3 protein-coding genes are annotated in these 18,992 nt (G+C 41.3%); all 3 read left to right on the top strand.

Going from position 1 to position 18,992, the window contains the following annotated elements; translation table 11 throughout:
* Nucleotides 1-18 precede the first annotated feature (18 nt).
* Nucleotides 19-4,620, top strand: a complete 4,602-nt coding sequence (locus BR73_RS27330; protein ID WP_051685116.1) for a type I polyketide synthase — start codon at nucleotides 19-21, stop codon at nucleotides 4,618-4,620.
* A 96-nt stretch (nucleotides 4,621-4,716) separates the two neighbouring features.
* Nucleotides 4,717-13,509, top strand: coding sequence for an SDR family NAD(P)-dependent oxidoreductase (locus BR73_RS26760; RefSeq protein ID WP_051685117.1), 8,793 nt, complete (start codon nucleotides 4,717-4,719; stop codon nucleotides 13,507-13,509).
* On the top strand, nucleotides 13,502-18,985 hold the full coding sequence (locus BR73_RS0110415) for an SDR family NAD(P)-dependent oxidoreductase (RefSeq protein ID WP_051685118.1): 5,484 nt from the start codon (nucleotides 13,502-13,504) through the stop codon (nucleotides 18,983-18,985). Before BR73_RS26760 ends, BR73_RS0110415 begins: the two co-directional genes overlap by 8 nt.
* Nucleotides 18,986-18,992: the final 7 nt, after the last annotated feature.

Genomic DNA, 18,992 nt, shown 5'->3' on the forward strand with positions numbered 1-18,992 from the left:
GATTATAAGGGAGGCAATATGAGAGGGAAAGGGAACACAGAAATTTCAAGGGAAACTCTGACAGAGGGTGAAAAAAATGTGGAAAAACTGCTTGTTGCCATGCTTGCAGAGTTATTATGTATAGAGGAAAAGGAAATAGATGAGAATACGGATTTGCGTGAATTCGGCCTGGATTCCGTTGCACTCAATGAATTCACCGATATGATCAATACCCGTTTGGATACTGACATTGACTCAACTTTGCTGTTTGAGTATTCCACTATGAAGGAAATTGGAAATTACTTAAATGAGAAATATATGCACTCTGTTATGCAATACCGGGAACCTGCCCCTGAATATATAGATTCCTCCCTTGAAAGCCAGCCGAAGATAATAGAGAGTTTGCCAGAGCAAATAACAAATAAGTCAAAGCAAACCGAAAGCCTGTCAGAGCAAATAACAAATAAGTCAAAGCAAACTGAAAGTCTGCCAGAGCAAATAAAATATCAGCCGATGATGACAGAAGGCGGGTGGGAGCAAGTAGAAAGAAGCCCGGGACCTATAAGGGAGTTATCTGAATTATTTACAGAAAGTACCACCGCCTATAATAAAATGAGTAACATAACGCCAGCAGCCACAGATGATATCGCCATAATAGGAATGAGCGGACGATTGCCCCAATCAGAGAATTTATCTGAATTCTGGGAGCATTTAGTTAACCAGGAGGATCTGGTAACAGAAATTCCAATGGATCGTTGGGACAAAGAGGAATATTACGGAGATCCCCATAAAGGCAATAAAGCAAATAATAAATGCGGTGGTTTCTTAAAGGATATAAAAGGTTTCGATGCACAATTTTTTAATATCTCTCCCAGAGAAGCTGAATTAATGGATCCTCAGCAGCGTATTTTGCTGGAGGAGGTATGGAGGGTGTTCGAGGACGCAGGCTATAAAGCTTCGACTGTAGCAGGTTCGAATACTGGTATTTTTATTGGTGTAGGGAATGATGATTATAATCAGCTGATTGCAGAAAGTGATATAAACTTAGACATTTATGCGGCCACGGGGTCGTATTTTTGTATTATTGCAAACCGGATCTCCTATCTTTTGAATCTGCATGGGCCAAGCACTGTGGTAGATACTGCGTGTTCCAGCTCCCTTGTGGCAATCCACCAGGCAGTGAAGGCAATCCAAAACGGAGAATGTGTGATGGCGGTTGCCGGCGGTGTTAATCTTATGTGCACCCCCCGTCCCTATTTATCCTTCAGTCATGCAGGAATGCTCTCCAAAGACGGCAGGTGCAAGACCTTTGATATGTCTGCCAATGGATATGTCAGAGCGGAAGGAGTGGGAGCGATCCTGTTGAAACCTCTTAGCAAAGCAATTGAGGAGGGGAATCAAATACATGGAGTAATAAAAGGAACTGCCGTAAACCATTGCGGTCTTACCAACTCACTAACAGCCCCAAGTCCGAATGCACAGGCGGAAGCAGTGCTTACTGCCTTGGAAAAAGGTAATATAACACCTGATACCATATCCTACATAGAAGCCCATGGAACAGGAACCAGCCTGGGAGATCCCATTGAAGTAAACGGGCTAAAAAAAGCCTTTGAAGAAGCTGCAAAAGCAAAAGGAATTGTTCTGAAAGACAACTATTGCGGAATCGGTTCTGTTAAATCCAATATAGGACACCTGGAGGTTGCGTCGGGGATTGCCGGTGTTTTTAAAGTATTGTTATCCATGAAAAACAAAATGATTCCCGGAAATCTTCATTTTCAGAAACTTAACGATAAGATTCGTCTAGAGGGAAGTCCTTTTTATGTCATAGACTCCAATAAGCCCTGGGAGGCTCTCGTTGATGTACACGGAGCTCCGTTACCCAGGAGGGCAGGTATCAGTTCCTTTGGCTTTGGCGGTGCCAATGCCCATATTGTAATTGAAGAATATACACAGACGGAGAGAGCAGCAGACAAGGCTTACACTTTTCCTAAAAGTATTATATTGCTGTCTGCAAAAACGGAAGAACGGCTAAAAGTCTATGCAGAAAATTTCATAGAGTTTCTGAGAAAGGAAGGCACAGCCAATCACAAACTTACTGACATAGCCTATACCTTGCAATTCGGACGTGAAACCATGCCGGAAAGAGTAGCCATTCTGGCGGATTCTATACAGGATCTTACAGAAAAACTGGAGTTATACCTAAAAGGAAAAGAACAAAAGGAAGTCTTTTATGGTAATGTTAAGACCCATAAAAAAACCATAGCAATATTTGAGGATGACCAGGAATTCAAAGAGACCTTGAGCAACTGGGCTAAAAATAGTAAATACGAGAAAATACTTGATTTGTGGACAAAGGGATTATCCTTTGACTGGAAGCTTCTTTATGGGAAGGAGAAACCAAAAATTATCAGCCTGCCTACCTACCCCTTTAAAAAAGAAAACTATTGGTTTACCGAGACTCATAAGGATAAATCCAATACCGGGTCCGGTAAGATATCAATTCTTCACCCCCTGCTTCATGAAAATATATCTGATTTTACTGAACAGAAATACCGGACTATATTAACCGGAAATGAATTCTTTTTAAAAGCCCATGTCATTCATGGTCAGAAGATCTTACCGGGGGTTGCCTATCTGGAAATGGCATTAGCAGCTATAAAAGCCTCAATAGATCGCAAGGAAGAGGATACCATATTCCAGTTAAATAATATCATTTGGGCCAAGGCTGTTGTAGTAAATGAGAAACCAGTACCAATTAGAATATCCTTATATCTGGAGAATGATGAACAGATCAACTACCAGATAACCGGGGAGAATTCTGGTATACATGTCGAAGGTTCAGCAAGCTTAAGACTTACTGAAAAACCATATGAAATAGATATCAGTATCAAACAGCAGAATTGTAATACAAGAGAAATTTTACAGGAGGAGTGCTATAAAGCCTTTGAACAGATAGGCTTTCATTATGGCAGGGAACAAAGGGGGATTAAAAGGCTCTATCTGGGAAAAGATGAAATCCTGGCAAGCCTTGAACTTCCCGAAGAAATCAAAGGTACAAGAAAGGACTATACCCTCCATCCAAGTATTCTGGATTCTGCCATTCAGGCGACCATGGGCCTTATGATGGAAAATGGAACTATGGGGGCTTATGTACCCTTTGCATTGCAGACCCTTATGGTAATTGATCAGAATTCGGAAATTAAATGGGCTTATATAAGGTCAATTAACGCAGAGAACAGCAGAAATAATCTTAGAAAGTTTGATATTGATCTATGCAGTGATACCGGTAAAGTATGTCTTCAAATGAAAGGATTAACCTTAAAGAAGTTTGAAAGGTCAATAGTCAATCAGAATCAGGGGGAGCTGCTTTTACTGGCACCGGAATGGAAAGAGGCGCCTGCTATAAAGGAGGAGACAGTACAATATGATAACCATCTGATAATTCTGTGTGAAGTGCCGGAAATAAACGGTGGGCAATTAGCGGAAGCTTTGACTGGGAACACTGTAAATTTCAGCTTTATGGAACTTGAGGATACCAATAGTGACATAGGGCTAAGGTATAGAACCTATACCGGTCAAATATTCGAGGAAATAAAGAAAGTCCTTTCAGGGAAAAGCAGTAAGAAAAATCTGGTACAGCTTATTATACGTAATAACCATGAGGAAAAGCTGTATGGAGCCTTAAGCGGTCTGCTAAAGACAGCAGAACAGGAAAACCCCGGAATAAATGGTCAGATCATTGAAATTGGACAGGGAGAATCAACAGCGGATCTGGCAGAAAAAATTATTGTTAACAGCAAAAGTCCTGCAGATAAGCAGATTAATTACCGTGAGGGAAAACGTTATGTGAAATACTGGAAGGAATTAACGGGGGTTTTGGGAGAGAAACAACCCTGGAGAGATAACGGAAGATACCTGATAACCGGCGGAGGAGGAGAACTGGGATTAGTTTTTGCAAGAGAGATAGCAGAAAAATCTAAAAATCCAACGATTATATTAACCGGCCGGGGTAAGCTTAAGAAAGAAAAACAGGAGAGCCTCAGGGAGCTTCAAAAACTTGGAGCAACGCTTGTGTATAAGCAGGCTGATGTTACTGATATTACGAGAGTGCAGGAGCTTATTGAAGAAATCAACAAAGAGTATGGAGCTTTACATGGAATTCTCTACTGTGCAGGTATCAACCGTGATAATTATATTTATAAAAAAACCAAGGAAGAACTCCAGACGGTACTGGAACCAAAGGTAAACGGTTTAATAAATCTTGATAAAGCAGCCGGGGATATTTCACTGGACTTTTTTATTTTATTTTCTTCAATTGCAGGATCTCTTGGCAATCCCGGACAGGCGGATTATGCTGCAGCCAACGCATTTATGGATGAGTATGCAGGGTACAGAAATGAGCTGGTAAAGGGCGGCCGGCGTTATGGCAGAACCGTATCCATCAACTGGCCTTTGTGGCAGAATGGAGGTATGCATATGACGGAAGAAGCTGAGAAGCGTCATGCAGTAAAAACCGGAATGGAAGCCTTACAGACGGATAAAGGTCTGGAGGCTTTTTATAAAATATATGGACAGGAGCAGGAACAAGTCATGGTTGCAATGGGAGACGGCAGGAAGATCCGTGAATTTGTGAACAAATAGTACGGTTTCTTTAAACACACTGCAACGATGCACTTGACCGATTCGCACCCAGCTTACTTGAAAACAATTTCATCAAATTGAAAAGGAAAATTGGCTATGAAAGAAAATATAAAAGAGAGGGCAATGCCGTATTTTAAAGAATTGCTGTCGGCGGAACTAAAAGTTCCGGTACATAAAATAGAAGAAGATGTACCCATGGAGGAATATGGAATAGATTCTGTAATGGTCATGCAAATGACCGATAAATTGGAAGAGACCTTTGGGAGCCTGCCTAAGACTTTATTTTTCGAATATCAGACCATTGGGGAACTGACGGAATATTTTATGTCCGAGTACCAGCAGAAATTAAAGGATATTCTGGGGATACAGAAAAAAGGAAGCAATACAGAAATCTCTATTTCTAAAGAAAGTACTGCGTTATATTTTAAAGAGCTGTTATCAGAAGAATTAAAGGTTCCCAGGCATAAAATTGAAGATGATGTGCCTATGGAGGAGTATGGTATTGATTCGGTCATGATTATGCAGATGACAGATAAACTGGAGGAGGCCTTTGGAGTACTTCCGAAAACTCTGTTTTTTGAATACAGGACCATTGAGGAGATTACTGAGTACTTCATGGTGGAACATCAACAAAAACTGCAGGAGATTTTAGGTTCAGCCAGTAACGGAAAACCGGAACTTAGAATAAATACTGATAGTGATAATGGTAAAGGTACCGGCAATGAGGATGAGGTTGATAAGGAAACTTATATAGATATACATCTTAATAAAAACCAGGATAATAATAACCATCGAACCAACGACTTTGATAAGGGTTTTACTTACGAAGAGGAATACATACCCTTTATAACCGGGACTGAGAAAAGAAATCAAAAAAGACGGTTTCCTTCTTTCAAGCAGGAAGAAAAAGAAATAAAACAAGAAAAAAATAAATTCACGGAGATTGCTATCATAGGTCTGGGCGGCAAATATCCTCAGGCAGAGGATCTGAATGAATACTGGGAAAACTTAAAGGCAGGCAGGAACTGCATTACAGAAATTCCGGAGGAACGTTGGGATTACAAGGCATATTATGACAGGGATAAACAGAGAGAGGGGAAGGTAAATTCCAAGTGGGGTGGATTTTTAGATGGTGTTTATCAGTTTGATCCCTTGTTCTTTAATATCTCTCCCCATGAAGCTGAGATAATTGACCCCCAGGAGAGACTCTTCCTTACCTGTGTCCACGAAACTCTGGAGGATGCAGGTTATACAAAAGAAGCCTGCAGCCGTTACAGAGAAAATGGCATGGAGGGGAATATAGGTGTTTTTGTAGGGGCTTTGTTTGAGGAATACCAGCTTTACGGCGCCCAGGAGCAGGCACAGGGGAATATGATTGCTTTGAACGGAAGTCTGTCTTCTATTGCAAACAGAGTATCCTATTACTTTAATTTCCACGGGCCCAGCATGGCTGTGGATACCTTATGCTCCTCTTCCTTAACGGCCATACATCTGGCTTGCCAGAGTCTTCAAAAAGGAGATTGTGAAATGGCTGTTGCCGGTGGTGTCAATGTGACGCTTCATCCCAATAAATATATACTTTTAGGGCAAAATAATTTCCTTTCCAGCAAAGGTTTGTGTGAGAGCTTTGGAGATGGAGGAGACGGTTATGTTCCGGGCGAAGGGGTAGGAGCCATATTGCTGAAACCTCTAGACAAGGCAATAGCTGAGGGGGACCATATATATGGAGTAATTAAAAGCACTGCTATCAATCATGGCGGAAAAACCAATGGCTATACTGTACCAAATCCCAATGCCCAGGCTGAGGTTATACGCAGGGCTTATAAAAAGGCTGATATCAATCCCAGAGCAATAGGATATATAGAAGCTCATGGTACTGGCACGGCTCTTGGAGACCCCATAGAAATCAGTGGTTTAAATAAAGTATTCAGCGAGTATACGGAGGACAGGCAATTCTGCAGAATCGGGTCGGTAAAATCCAATATCGGTCATTGTGAAAGTGCGGCGGGTATTGCAGGAATTACAAAGATATTGTTACAGATGAAATACGGATATCTGGTTCCTTCCCTTCATTCCAGGATATTAAATCCGGGTATTGACTTTAATAACAGCCCATTTAAAGTGCAGCAGGAGCTGGAACCCTGGACACGCTGTACCCTAAGCCTGAATGGTGAGACAAAAGAATACCCCCTGACGGCCGGGATCTCATCCTTTGGCGCAGGCGGTTCCAATGCACATATCGTTATTGAAGAGTATATAAAACCAGCCCTTCCGGTAAACACAGGGAAGCTGTCACAGCAAATATATGTGTTTTCAGCCAGAGATGAGAAAAGATTAAAGGAATATGCGGCGAAACACCAGAGTTATATCGCCACCTGCAATGACAAGGCGGAAGGGGATAGGGACAGCCTGTTTCAGAATATGGCCTATACCCTTCAGGTTGGCCGTGAGGTTATGCAGGAAAGAATTGCGATTGTTGCAGCTGACCTTGAAGAAGTAAAGAAGAAATTGCAGGATTTTATCAACGGGGAAGAATATATACCAAATCTTTATCAGGGAAACACCAAAATGCTTACCCTCAAGGAGGTTTTTGAAGGTGCGGCAAGTGAAGAATTTGTAAAAGCATTAATTAAGAGCAGGGAGTTTGATAAGCTTGCCGGGTTATGGGTAACAGGGGTAGCCATTGACTGGCACTGGTTATACGCTGATGTTAGTTTTCCACAGCTTATTTCCATTCCCACATATCCCTTCGCGAAAGGAGAATATTCCCTGGCAAAACCTGTTGTAGTACATGAAAAGCTTCACGACAGAAAAGAATCCGTCGAACTCGTGACAGAGGCTGATGACTTTTTCTATATTCCCAGGTGGGAACGTATGAAAGCCTCGGAACGAAACACCGACAGCATCATTAAGTCACGGAAAGTTCTTTTCATATTAAATGAGGCATCTGAGGCTATCAGTAATGAGGTTGAGAAATTATATAAAGACCAGGAAGTAATAAAAGCAAAGCTGGATACCTGGGCGGAAAGGATTTCTCCCAAGGAGTACAAGTTAGATTATACTTCCCTGGCTTCTTTCGAAAAATTACTGGCTGAAGCTAAGGATATTGATACCTTTATCTATTTTGGCGGGATTACGGCAGGAGAATTCGATTCCAATGCTTTGGATTATTTAGATCTTGTTCAGGAGCAAAGTGTAATGTCCTTGTACCGGCTTATTAAGGCTATGATAAATAGTGGCTATGAATCCCGCAATATCACCTTTAAGCTGGTTACGAACAATGTACATAAAATATTACCGGAGGATATATGTCTTCCTTATGCAGGCGGTGCATTTGGTTTGATGAAATCAGCAGAGAAAGAATTCCCTAACTGGCAGGTCAGCGGATTTGATATCGACTTGTCCGGAGAAGGTATCTTATCCCAGGAAAAGGAAGCTGCATTACAGTCTGTAGTCTGTGACAACCTGTCAATCAGTAAGTCAGAAATAGTTATCAGAGACAAGGTCAGTTATATTCGCAGAATATACCCGGTGAAGCTGTCGCGTCAGAATGCTGCCGGTTTGAAGGAAAATGGAGCATATGTCATAATTGGCGGAACCGGTGGTATAGGTATGGAGCTGTCGTTGCATATTGCAAAAAAATATCATGGAAAGCTGGTGCTTACCGGCAGGCGGGAAATAAATCAGGAAATAGAAGGAAAAGTAAAGCAAATAGAAGCCCTGGGTGGAAAAGCAGTCTATGTCCGGGGAGATATAACTGACCCAGAGAGTATGAGGGAAGTGTTCAGGGCAGCAAAGGACAGATTCGGGAAAATAAACGGAGTAATCCATTCTGCACTGGTTTTGCAGGATCAATCCCTTCGGAATATGGAGGAGGAGACCCTGAAACGGGTTCTTGCGCCAAAAGTAATGGGAAGTGTAGTTCTTCATAATGTGGTAAAAGAGGAAAATCTGGACTTTTTAATGTATTTTTCATCAGGGCAGACCTTTATCGGAAACCAGGGGCAAAGCAATTATTCGGCGGCTTGTGCCTTTACCGATTCCTTTGCTTTGTATGAAAATGAGGTCTTGGGGTATCCCGTTAAGTTAATCAATTGGGGGTATTGGGGTGAAGTTGGAATCGTAGCAGGGGAAGAATACAGCAGACGGTTATCTGCCAATGGAATATATCCCATCCAGACACAGGAAGGTATTGACGGAATTGAGAAAATCTTAAGTTCGCAAGCCGCTCAGACACTTGCAATAAAAGCAAGTGAAGGGGTTCTTAAAAATATAGGTGTGGACCTGAACCTTAAGGTATCGGCTTACAAACAGGAGGACAATTCTGTAAGTACAGAGATATTAAGGAAAGAGGACCTGCCGGAGTTAGGAAAGGACAGGCTTCTGATAATAGATAAATCCTTTAAGGAACTAAGGAAATTTACAGCTTTAATCTTATTGGATGCCTTTCAGAAAAAAGGAATATTTTCGCAGAAGGAACAGCTTTACAGTCTGGCAGATTTAAAAAAAGAAGTACAGCTTCTTGAAAAATACAACAGGCTGTTTGACAGTATGCTGAACATTTTAGAAAAGGATGGAGTTATTATTCGGACGGAAAGTGATATCTTAAGAGTATCCGAAAGGATAGAAAATGAAGTCCTGAAAAGCAAGTTACTGCAGATTGAGGAAGAAAAGGTCAGTTTGTCAGAGCTTTATCCTATGGTTATACCCTATTTGGAGTTGCTATGGACCTGTTCCAGACATTTCTGGGAAATCTTAAGCGGAGAATGCCCGGCTACAGATATTGTATTTCCGGGTTCCTCCATGAAACTGGTGGAGCGAATTTATAATGGAAATGAAGTATCGGATTATATGAATGAGATCATTACCTGGGCAGTGAACGCGTATATCGAAAAGCGTTTACAGAGCCTTCGGGGAAATGAAAAAATTAAGATATTGGAAATCGGTGCCGGAACAGGAGGAACAAGCCGTACTGTTTTTAAAGGAATCAGGAAATACGGTGAACGCCTGCAATATGATTTTACAGATATCTCAGAGGCCTTTTTAAAATATGGTAAAGAGTCCTTTGGAGCAGAGAATCCCTATGTCAGATTCAGAACCTTAAATGTTGAGAAAGATATTCTCTCCCAGGGATATGTGCAGGGAGAGTTTGACCTGATTATTGCTACCAATGTTCTGCATGCAACGGCTAATATCAATAATACGGTAAAAAATGCAAAGGTCCTGCTAAAGAACAGCGGGTGGCTGATTTTAAATGAAAATACAAAAGTTGAGGAGGTTGCCACCTTAACCTTTGGACTGCTGGATGGCTGGTGGTTATTTGAAGACGAGAGCAGCCGTATGAAAGGTTCTCCTTTACTGAATAATCCAATGTGGAGAAAGCTCTTACTGGAAGAGGGCTATCGAAATGTAAAACACTTTGGGCAGCCGGATCAGGAAGATATTTATTTGCACCAGAATGTCATTATTTCTGAAAGTGACGGTGAGGTTAAGCTTCCTGTAAAAAAGGAAGCTGTAAAAGGACCGGTAATAAAACCGCTTAAAGAAGTGGAAGAGAATCTGGTAAATCAGTCTCTCCCTTTCAACAACGATCAAAAGGATAACAGGAATACGGAGCAATTTGTAGAAGCTGCCATTCTGGACTGCCTGGCGGTGGTATTAAAGATCAACAAAGAGGAGTTGGATATCAATACACCTTATAAAGAGTATGGTGTGGATTCCATTTTATCGGGACAGATCATAAGTAAAATCAATGAAAAGCTTGGAATTGAGCTTAATTCCACGGCTTTGTTTAATTATCCGACCACATTAAAATTAAAAGAATATATTTTTAAACAATATCATAACCAGATACAGTTGGATTTCAAATTAAATAAATTAGAGGAAGACGAAAGTAATGGTAAGGTAAAAGACTGTAATGGGGAGGACAGCAGAAACAGCGAGAATTTCAGAAACGTCGAGGATTACAGAGACGGTGAGTATAACAGTAACAGCAAAGAATATCTGGGCAGAAACACTAAATTATTAAATGATGTTAATGACATTGATAGGAGAAAAAATCTGGATTCGGAAACTTCAGCCACATACAACTCCGCAATCCATGATCCTTCCATGAATATTGCAATCGTTGGCATGTCCGGTATGTTTCCGGGAGCAGCTACCTTAACTGAGTACTGGGAAAATCTATGCAGTGGTAAAAATTCTGTCACAGAAATTGACCGATGGAAACTGGACAGCTTTTATGATCCCGATCCCCAGGTACCCAACAAGAGCTATATCAAAACATCGGGTATGTTAGCCGATGCAGATAAGTTTGATCCTTTATTCTTTAACATTTCCCCCAGAGAAGCCGAGCTAATGGACCCACAGCAAAGGATATTTTTGCAGGAAGCCTGGAAGGCATTGGAGGATGCGGGATTTTCAGATGAATATCTGGATGAAAGGAAATGCGGAGTATATGTAGGCTGCAATGATAGTTATTATATGCAGCTTATAGAAGAGAGCGGGATTGAGAAAAGCAATTATGTATTTACCGGCAATACCCTTCCTATTTTATCTGCAAGGATCTCCTATTTGCTTAATTTACGAGGCCCCAGCATGGTAGTGACCACTGCCTGTTCCTCCTCCCTGGTGGCACTCCATCAGGCCTGCGCAAGTATTATTTCGGGAGATTCAGAAATAGCAATAGCCGGTGGGGTCAATGTATTCCCTACACCTTATTTCCATACGATCGCAAGCAGCACGGGTATGCTTTCCTATAACGATAAGTGCCGTCCTTTTGACAACAAGGCGGACGGCTTTATTCCTGCGGAGGGAGTCGGAGCAGTAGTGCTTAAGAAGCTTGATAAAGCCCTGGAAGACGGTGACCATATTTACAGCGTCATCCTTGGTACCGGAATTAATCAGGATGGAAAAAGCAACGGAATCACTGCTCCCAGTGCCCCTTCCCAGGCGGCACTGGAATATGAGGTCTATAGTAAATATAAGATTAACCCGGAAAACATCAGCTATATTGAAGCCCATGGTACAGGTACTAAATTAGGTGATCCCATTGAAATAGAAGCACTCAGCGAGTCCTTCCGTAAGTTTACGGATAAAAAACAATTCTGTGCAATCGGTGCGGTAAAGGCAAATATCGGACATGCACTGGAGGCTTCAGGTATGGCAAGTTTAATGAAGGTCCTGTTATGCATGAAATATAAGAAACTTGTCCCCAGTATAAACTATGAGACCGGAAATGAGTTCATCTCATTTAAGGATAGCCCGGTATATGTAAATACAGAATTAAAACCCTGGACCACAACAGATGGAATACCCAGAACTGCTGCAATCAGTGCCTTTGGTATCAGCGGTACCAACAGTCATATGGTAATGAAAGAATATCTGGAAGAGCCAATTAATAAACCGGTGGCCTTACCCTATTATCTCGTGACAGTATCGGCAAAGACAGAAGCAGCATTACGGCTTAAGTTAACCGATATGGCAAACTGGCTGTCAGCAGATGATAATGCTCATTCTCTGGGGGATATAGCATATACACTGCTGCTGGGAAGAAGCCATTTTTCCTACAGGGCAGCTTTTGTTGTTAAATCCATAGCTGAATTGGTTCAGAAACTGAAACTTGCAATAAATCAATCACCGGCTGGTAAAATACTTGTTGGTGATTATATCAGTACGAATTTCAGGCCGGAACCAGGGGAGCAAAAGTCGGGTAATGAATTAGCAGAGGAACTTCGTGTAGCGATACCCGGGGAAGCGGAATATGAGGAGAAGCTTGCACATTTAGGAGTTTTGTATGTAAAGGGCTATTCTCTGGATTGGGGCTTACTCTATGTTTCAAAGAATCATAGGAAAGTTTCCCTGCCCACCTACCCCTTTGCCAAAGAAAGGTATTGGATAGAAAGCAACACAGCTGTACCTGCTGTGAATCGAAATATTTCCCGGGAGCTTCATCCCCTTCTTGGGAATAACACATCAACACTGAAGGAACAAAAATATACAACCTTGTTTGAAGGCGAGGAAGATTTCATAAAAGACCATGAGATAAACGGCAAAAAAATCATGCCAGGTGCAGCGTATATTGAGATGGTCCGTGCAGGCGGTGAAATAGCAGCTGAGTTACCAGTAAAAAGTATAAAAAATATTATATGGGGTATGCCTGTTGTAATTACGGACAACAAAGAAGTTAATCTCGGATTAAGTATAGAAGACAGTGAGGTAGCATTTGAAATCTATACAAAAGATGGGAGAGAACGTTTGACACATGCCCAGGGTGTTCTGGAGTTTGAGGAAAATACATCAGCGGATATTCTTTTAAATCATAAGCTGGAGCTGGAGATGATACAGAGCAGATGTGAAAGAGTTGTAACGGGAGCTTCGTGTTATGATTCTTTTAGGGCAAGGAGTCTTAATTACGGTCAAAGCTTTCAGGTAATACAAGAGCTTTACAGCAATTCAGAGGAGGCGCTGGCATATCTTAAGCTTCCGGCTACCCTTTCCCATAGTTTTTATAAGTATGGAATACATCCCTCCATACTTGACGGTGCTTTACAAACAGCCATTGGGTTAGCCGCTTATCTGGAGTTTGATTCTAAAGCTGCTTTTGTTCCTTTTTTCATTCAGGAAATCCAGCTCTTTAAACCCTTGAAACCGGAGTGTTATGCTCATGTTATTAAAGTAAATGAGTCCATAAAGAATAATTCGTTTACCTTTAACATTTCCATCACAGATAAGAAGGGTGAAATCCTGGCTCTCATCGAGGGCTACAATATAAGGGAGCTTAGGAAGGAAAAAGAGAAGGATAATACACTGGAGCTGCTGGAACAACTGGAAAATGGAACCTTAACCCCAAGGGAAGTGGAAAAATTGATGGAGGAAGCCAATGAGTGAGGAGTATCTTAGCAGAAGTGAAATATTAAAGCTGATAGCAGAGAAGAAAATTACTGCAAAGGAAGGCTTGCGTTTATTGAAGGAAACTAAGCCCTGGAACGAAGTGCAAAATCAGGACTCTCCTTCTGTTACCAAAACCTTTCAGCCATGTTGGGAGAAAAGTGAGATAAGCAATGAGATAAAAAACTCTGAGAACCAGGACAATACGTTATTAAATAATATAATTCTCTTTGATTACAACGGTGATACAAGAAATGCATTCATTGCTGATCCTGAGCTGGAAGCTTCACCTGTTATCCTTGTAACACCCGGGGAAAAATTCTACAAATTCGATGCTTATACTTATGAAATTAATCCATCGGAGAAAGAAGATTATAACCGGTTATTTGAAAATTTACTGGAAGAGGACATATTGCCGGAAAGAATTGTTCATCTCTGGGCAAAAACGCAATTTCCTGCAGCAGAGGTCGGGATTACCCATCAGCTTTTAGTAAGCTTTTACTCTTTACTGTTTATTACCCAGGCGTTATTACAGGTAAAAATAAAAAATCAGCTTAGATTACTCTTTTTTTATGAATCCCAAGGTAAAAATGAACCCCTTTCTGCGGCAATAAGTGGTTTTGCTAAAACAATATATTTAGAAAATCCCAATTATACTTATAAGGTCATTGCAGTTGTTCAGGAAGCAACGGAAGAAGACTCAGTACCACAGAAAGAAAATGATAAGCTGAACGCCAGGCTTAAAATGATAACCAGAGAGCTCATCAGCAGCCAGAAGGAGACAGAGATCAGCTATCATGCCGGAAACAGATATAAAAGGAAGTTCCAGGAAATCCAACTGCCGCCCTTACAGGAAGACCAGCTGCAGATAAAGCAGCAGGGAACCTATCTCATCACAGGAGGTACCGGCGGTATTGGAATGATTATAGCCCGCTATCTGGCAGAGTATTTTCAGGGAAACATTATTCTGACAGGCCGTTCCATATTAAGTGCTTTAAAGAAGCAGGAGTTAGAAGAATTAAAAAGGCTAGGCGCAGACGTTATATATCTTCGAGCCGATGTAAGTAAAAAAGATGATGTCAATTATCTGTTGGAAGCGGGGACTTCCAAATTCGGACCGATAAACGGAATCTTTCATTGTGCCGGGGTATTTCAGGATACTCTGGCACTTAATAAACAGCAGGAAACGATTGAAGAAGTATTTGGCCCTAAAATATATGGCTCCATTTATATCAGCGAAAGGTTAAAAAGTTATCCCGTAGATTTTTTGGTATTCTTTTCCGGATTGGCTGGTACCTTCGGCAATGTCGGTCAAATAGATTATTCCTATGCCAACGCTTTTCTAGATCATTATGCCGGGTATCTTAAGAAGGAGCTTCCAGACACCAGAATCAGAGCCATTAACTGGCCTTTATGGGAAAATGGCGGTATGCAGATTGAACAGCAGCAAAAAGAGTGGTTATGGGAAAACTACGGGCTGCAGGCAATTGGTAATGAAAAAGGGATGGAAGTTTTACTAAGAGCTCTAAACAGCCCTTATGAGCAGATAATTGTAGTCCAGACAGAAAAAGATAAACTTGAAATAATAGACGGTCTTCTAAAGGGAGCAGTGAAGGAAGCAGACTCAGCTAAAACAGACCTTGTAACGACCCCTGCTGATTTGAGTGAAGTTACAGAGAATTATCTGAAAAAGATTCTGTCGGAAGAATTAAAGTTAGCCGAAAGCAGCTTTATTTCCACAGAACCCTGGGAGAAATATGGCATCAATTCCATGTCCATTGTAAAAATGACAAATAAGATTGAGAAGGATTTTGGGCCTGTCTCAAAAACTTTATTTTTTGAATATCAGAATCTTCAGGAATTAGTTCAATACTTTACAGAAAGCTATAAAGAAATCCTTCTGGATAAATTGCTTCCTAATGTGCAGAAAGATTCTAAGCCCTTAGCAGGTTCATCTGAACAGGGAAAAGATACAAAGAAAGAAAAGAGAATTGGGAAGAATCGATTTTTTAATGTATCTGCAAGCAGTGACCCAGAAAGAGCGATTGAGAGTAACTGTGTGCTGGCTAATAAAGCCCCAGACATACCTTCTGTAAGCCCTGCTGTAAACAGCAGAATAATCAATAACCGAAATGCTGATGATATTGCTATTATCGGTATAAGCGGCAAATACCCTATGGCAGAGAATCTGGAGGAATTCTGGGAAAATCTGAAAAAGGGTATGGACTGTATTACGGAAATTCCTCAGGAGCGATGGGATTACCAAAAATATTACAATAAGGAAAAGGGTATAAAAGACAAGGCATACAGTAAATGGGGAGGTTTCTTATCAGATTATGATATGTTTGACCCGCTGTTTTTTGGCATTACCCCAAGGGACGCTGAAATGATGGACCCCCAGGAGCGTTTATTTCTGGAAGTAACCTGGCAGGCAATGGAAGATGCAGGTTATAATCTGGAGAAGCTAAAGGGATATGAGGTCGGTGTTTATGTAGGTGTTATGTATGGTCATTATCAGATGTTCGGTGCGGAGGAGACTCTTTACGGAAACCCTTTGGCTCTAAGCTCTTCTTATGCTTCCATTGCAAACAGGGTATCCTATACCCTTGATTTAACCGGACCCAGTATTGCTATTGATACAATGTGTTCTTCTTCCCTGACTACCATACATTTTGCCTGTGAGAGCATACACAGCGGAGAATGCCAGATGGCTGTTGCCGGCGGAGTGAATCTTACCATACATCCGACCAAGCATCAATATCTATGTGCCAACAACTTTGCTTCCACAGACGGCAGATGCAGAAGCTTTGGAGAAGGAGGAGACGGCTATGTACCAGGGGAGGGGGTTGGCGCTTTAATATTAAAATCTCTAAGTCAGGCGGAAGCTGATGGAGATCATATCTATGCTGTAATAAAGGCAAGTTCCATTAATCATGGCGGAAGAACCAACGGCTATACAGTGCCAAATCCTAAAAGACAGAGTGAGCTTATAGCAAAAACATTAGAAAAGGCAAACATAAATCCAAGAGCAATCAGTTATCTGGAAGCTCATGGGACCGGAACTTCTCTTGGAGATCCTATTGAGATTACAGGACTTACCAAAGCCTTTACAAAATACACCGGAGAGAAACAGTATTGTGCCATCGGATCGGTAAAATCCAATATTGGTCACGGGGAAGCAGCCGCCGGAATAGCCGGTATAACGAAAATAATATTGCAGATGAAGCATAAGCAGCTGGTCCCAACTTTACATAGCGAAGCTACAAATCCTAATATTGATTTTAAAAACACCCCCTTCTACCTACAAAGAGGCTGTTCCCAATGGGCACAGCCAGCAGTTGAAATAGAGGGAGAAGTAAAAAAATGCCCGAGAATAGCCGGAATAAGTGCCTTTGGTGCAGGCGGCTCCAATGCCCATATTATTTTGGAAGAATACACAGAAAAGGAGCCGGCTGATGAAGGTACAGCCAAACCTCAGCTTATTATTTTATCTGCACGTAATAAGGATAGATTGAAACAATATGCAAAAGCCCTGTGTGTTTATATTGAAAATCTCAATGGCAAAACTGAGGATGGAAAGAGCGTTCTAACCCAGGAACGTAACATACATAACCTTATATGCGGACTAACTGCGCAGCTGCTTCAGGTTGAGGCTTTGGAGGTTGAAAAGGTGGGAGCATTTTCGGAGCTTAATTTAGATATTGTTAAACTGAATCTCCTTGTGGAAAGAATCAATCAGAAGCTCAATATCGATGTGACGGTAAGAGAAGTACTGGAAAATCCTACAGTCGACAGCATTGCCGCATACCTTAATGACAGGTATCCGAGCCAGATTAAGAACACCGGATTCTTAGATGAAACGCAGGAAAGTGATGATACCTGGACGCAGCCTGTTAAAATGAGGGAGATAGCATACACCTTACAGACAGGGCGGGAGGAAAAAGATTACCGGCTTGCTGTTATTGCAACAGATACAAAGGAATTACACCAAAAATTAATCGATTTCCTGAAGGACAGGAATGAAAATTATAGTTTTGTAACAGGCAGTATCACGGAGAAGAAGGATATTTCAAATAAGGCTTTCAATGCTGCCCATATAGAAGAAGGCTTTCAAAAGGAAGATTACATGGAATTAGCACAACGATGGGTAACGGGAGCAAAGATAGACTGGAATTTATTTTATGCAGACAAAAAACCAAAAGCGCTGTCTCTACCGACCTATCCCTTTGAGAAGAAAAGATACTGGTATAACAGTTTTCAAAAAAAGCCGGAAACGAAGGAGAGAATTCCTGATGAAAGAATTCTTCAGGAGAGAACACCTGCTGATAGAATTTCTTTTGAGAGAATTCTTCAAGAGAGAACACCTGCCGATGGAATTCCTTTTGAGAGAATTCTTCAAGAGAGAACACCTGCCGATGGAATTCCTGCCGAGAGATTACTCCAAGAGAGAGTTCCCAAAGAAAGCAGCCAGGTCGCAAATGCCAATACTCATAATGAAATTGTTTCCAACGGGTTTGAACAAGAGCTGGATTTTGGGTATGCGGAAAGCAATTATAAAGGAAACGAAGTATCCTTACAAATAATAGAGGAATCCATAGCCTTAATAACCATGCAGGACGAAAAAAACAGGAATATGTTTGCTGAAAATCTTGTCTTGGGATTAATGGCTAAATTTGCTCAGATTAAAAAGGATTCCAGAATAAAAGCAATCATTGTTACCGGCTATGAGAATATATTCAGTATGGGCGGGACCCAGGAACAGCTGTTAAATATTGCAGATCAGAAGAACAGTTTTACGGATGCACCCTTTTTGTACCGGGGACTTTTAGAAGCACCTGTTCCTGTTATTACGGCTATACAGGGACATGCAGCCGGCGGCGGCTTACTCTTTGGTTTATTCGGTGATCTTGTAATAATGGCAAAAGAAGGTATTTACAGCGCCGTATTTGCAAAATATGGATTTACTCCCGGTATGGGAGCTACCTATATATTAAAGGAGAAATTCGGCATCAATCTGTCTTCGGAAATGATGTACACAGCCAAGTCTTACTCCGGGGAGGAATTATACCAAAAGGGAGCAAGGGTTACTTTTACAAAGAGCAGGGATGTTTTAAAAGAAGCCTTAAATATTGCAAGATCCTTATCGGAAAAACCCTTAATTACCTTAAAGACCTTAAAGAGTGATCTGGCAGGAAAGATATTAAAGGAATTACCGGAGTATATCAGGCAGGAAAATCTCATGCACCGGCAAACCTTTACCAAACCGGAAGTAAAGGAAAGAATCCGTCATTTTTATCTGGAGGATAAAGCTTTTCATACTGCCTTAAAACCGGAGGGTGACAGGATGGAAGCTGAAGAGAAAAAATCAGACTTTACAGCAGACCTGGGTAAAATGCTGGAAGCCTTAGAAGCAGGAAAGATTACACCGGAGGAGGCAGTTTTGTTCCGGCACAGGGTTGAAAGAATAAGGGAATAAAAATGAA

The organism is Clostridium sp. KNHs205 (assembly GCF_000702945.1).
Taxonomy (GTDB): domain Bacteria; phylum Bacillota; class Clostridia; order Lachnospirales; family Lachnospiraceae; genus Anaerocolumna.

What these genes read in the sequence shown, in the direction of transcription:
- BR73_RS0110415 (WP_051685118.1), top strand. Translation starts at nt 13,502, where the DNA reads ATGAGTGAGGAGTATCTTAGCAGAAGTGAAATATTAAAGCTGATAGCA.
- BR73_RS27330 (WP_051685116.1), top strand. Translation starts at nt 19, where the DNA reads ATGAGAGGGAAAGGGAACACAGAAATTTCAAGGGAAACTCTGACAGAG.
- BR73_RS26760 (WP_051685117.1), top strand. Translation starts at nt 4,717, where the DNA reads ATGAAAGAAAATATAAAAGAGAGGGCAATGCCGTATTTTAAAGAATTG.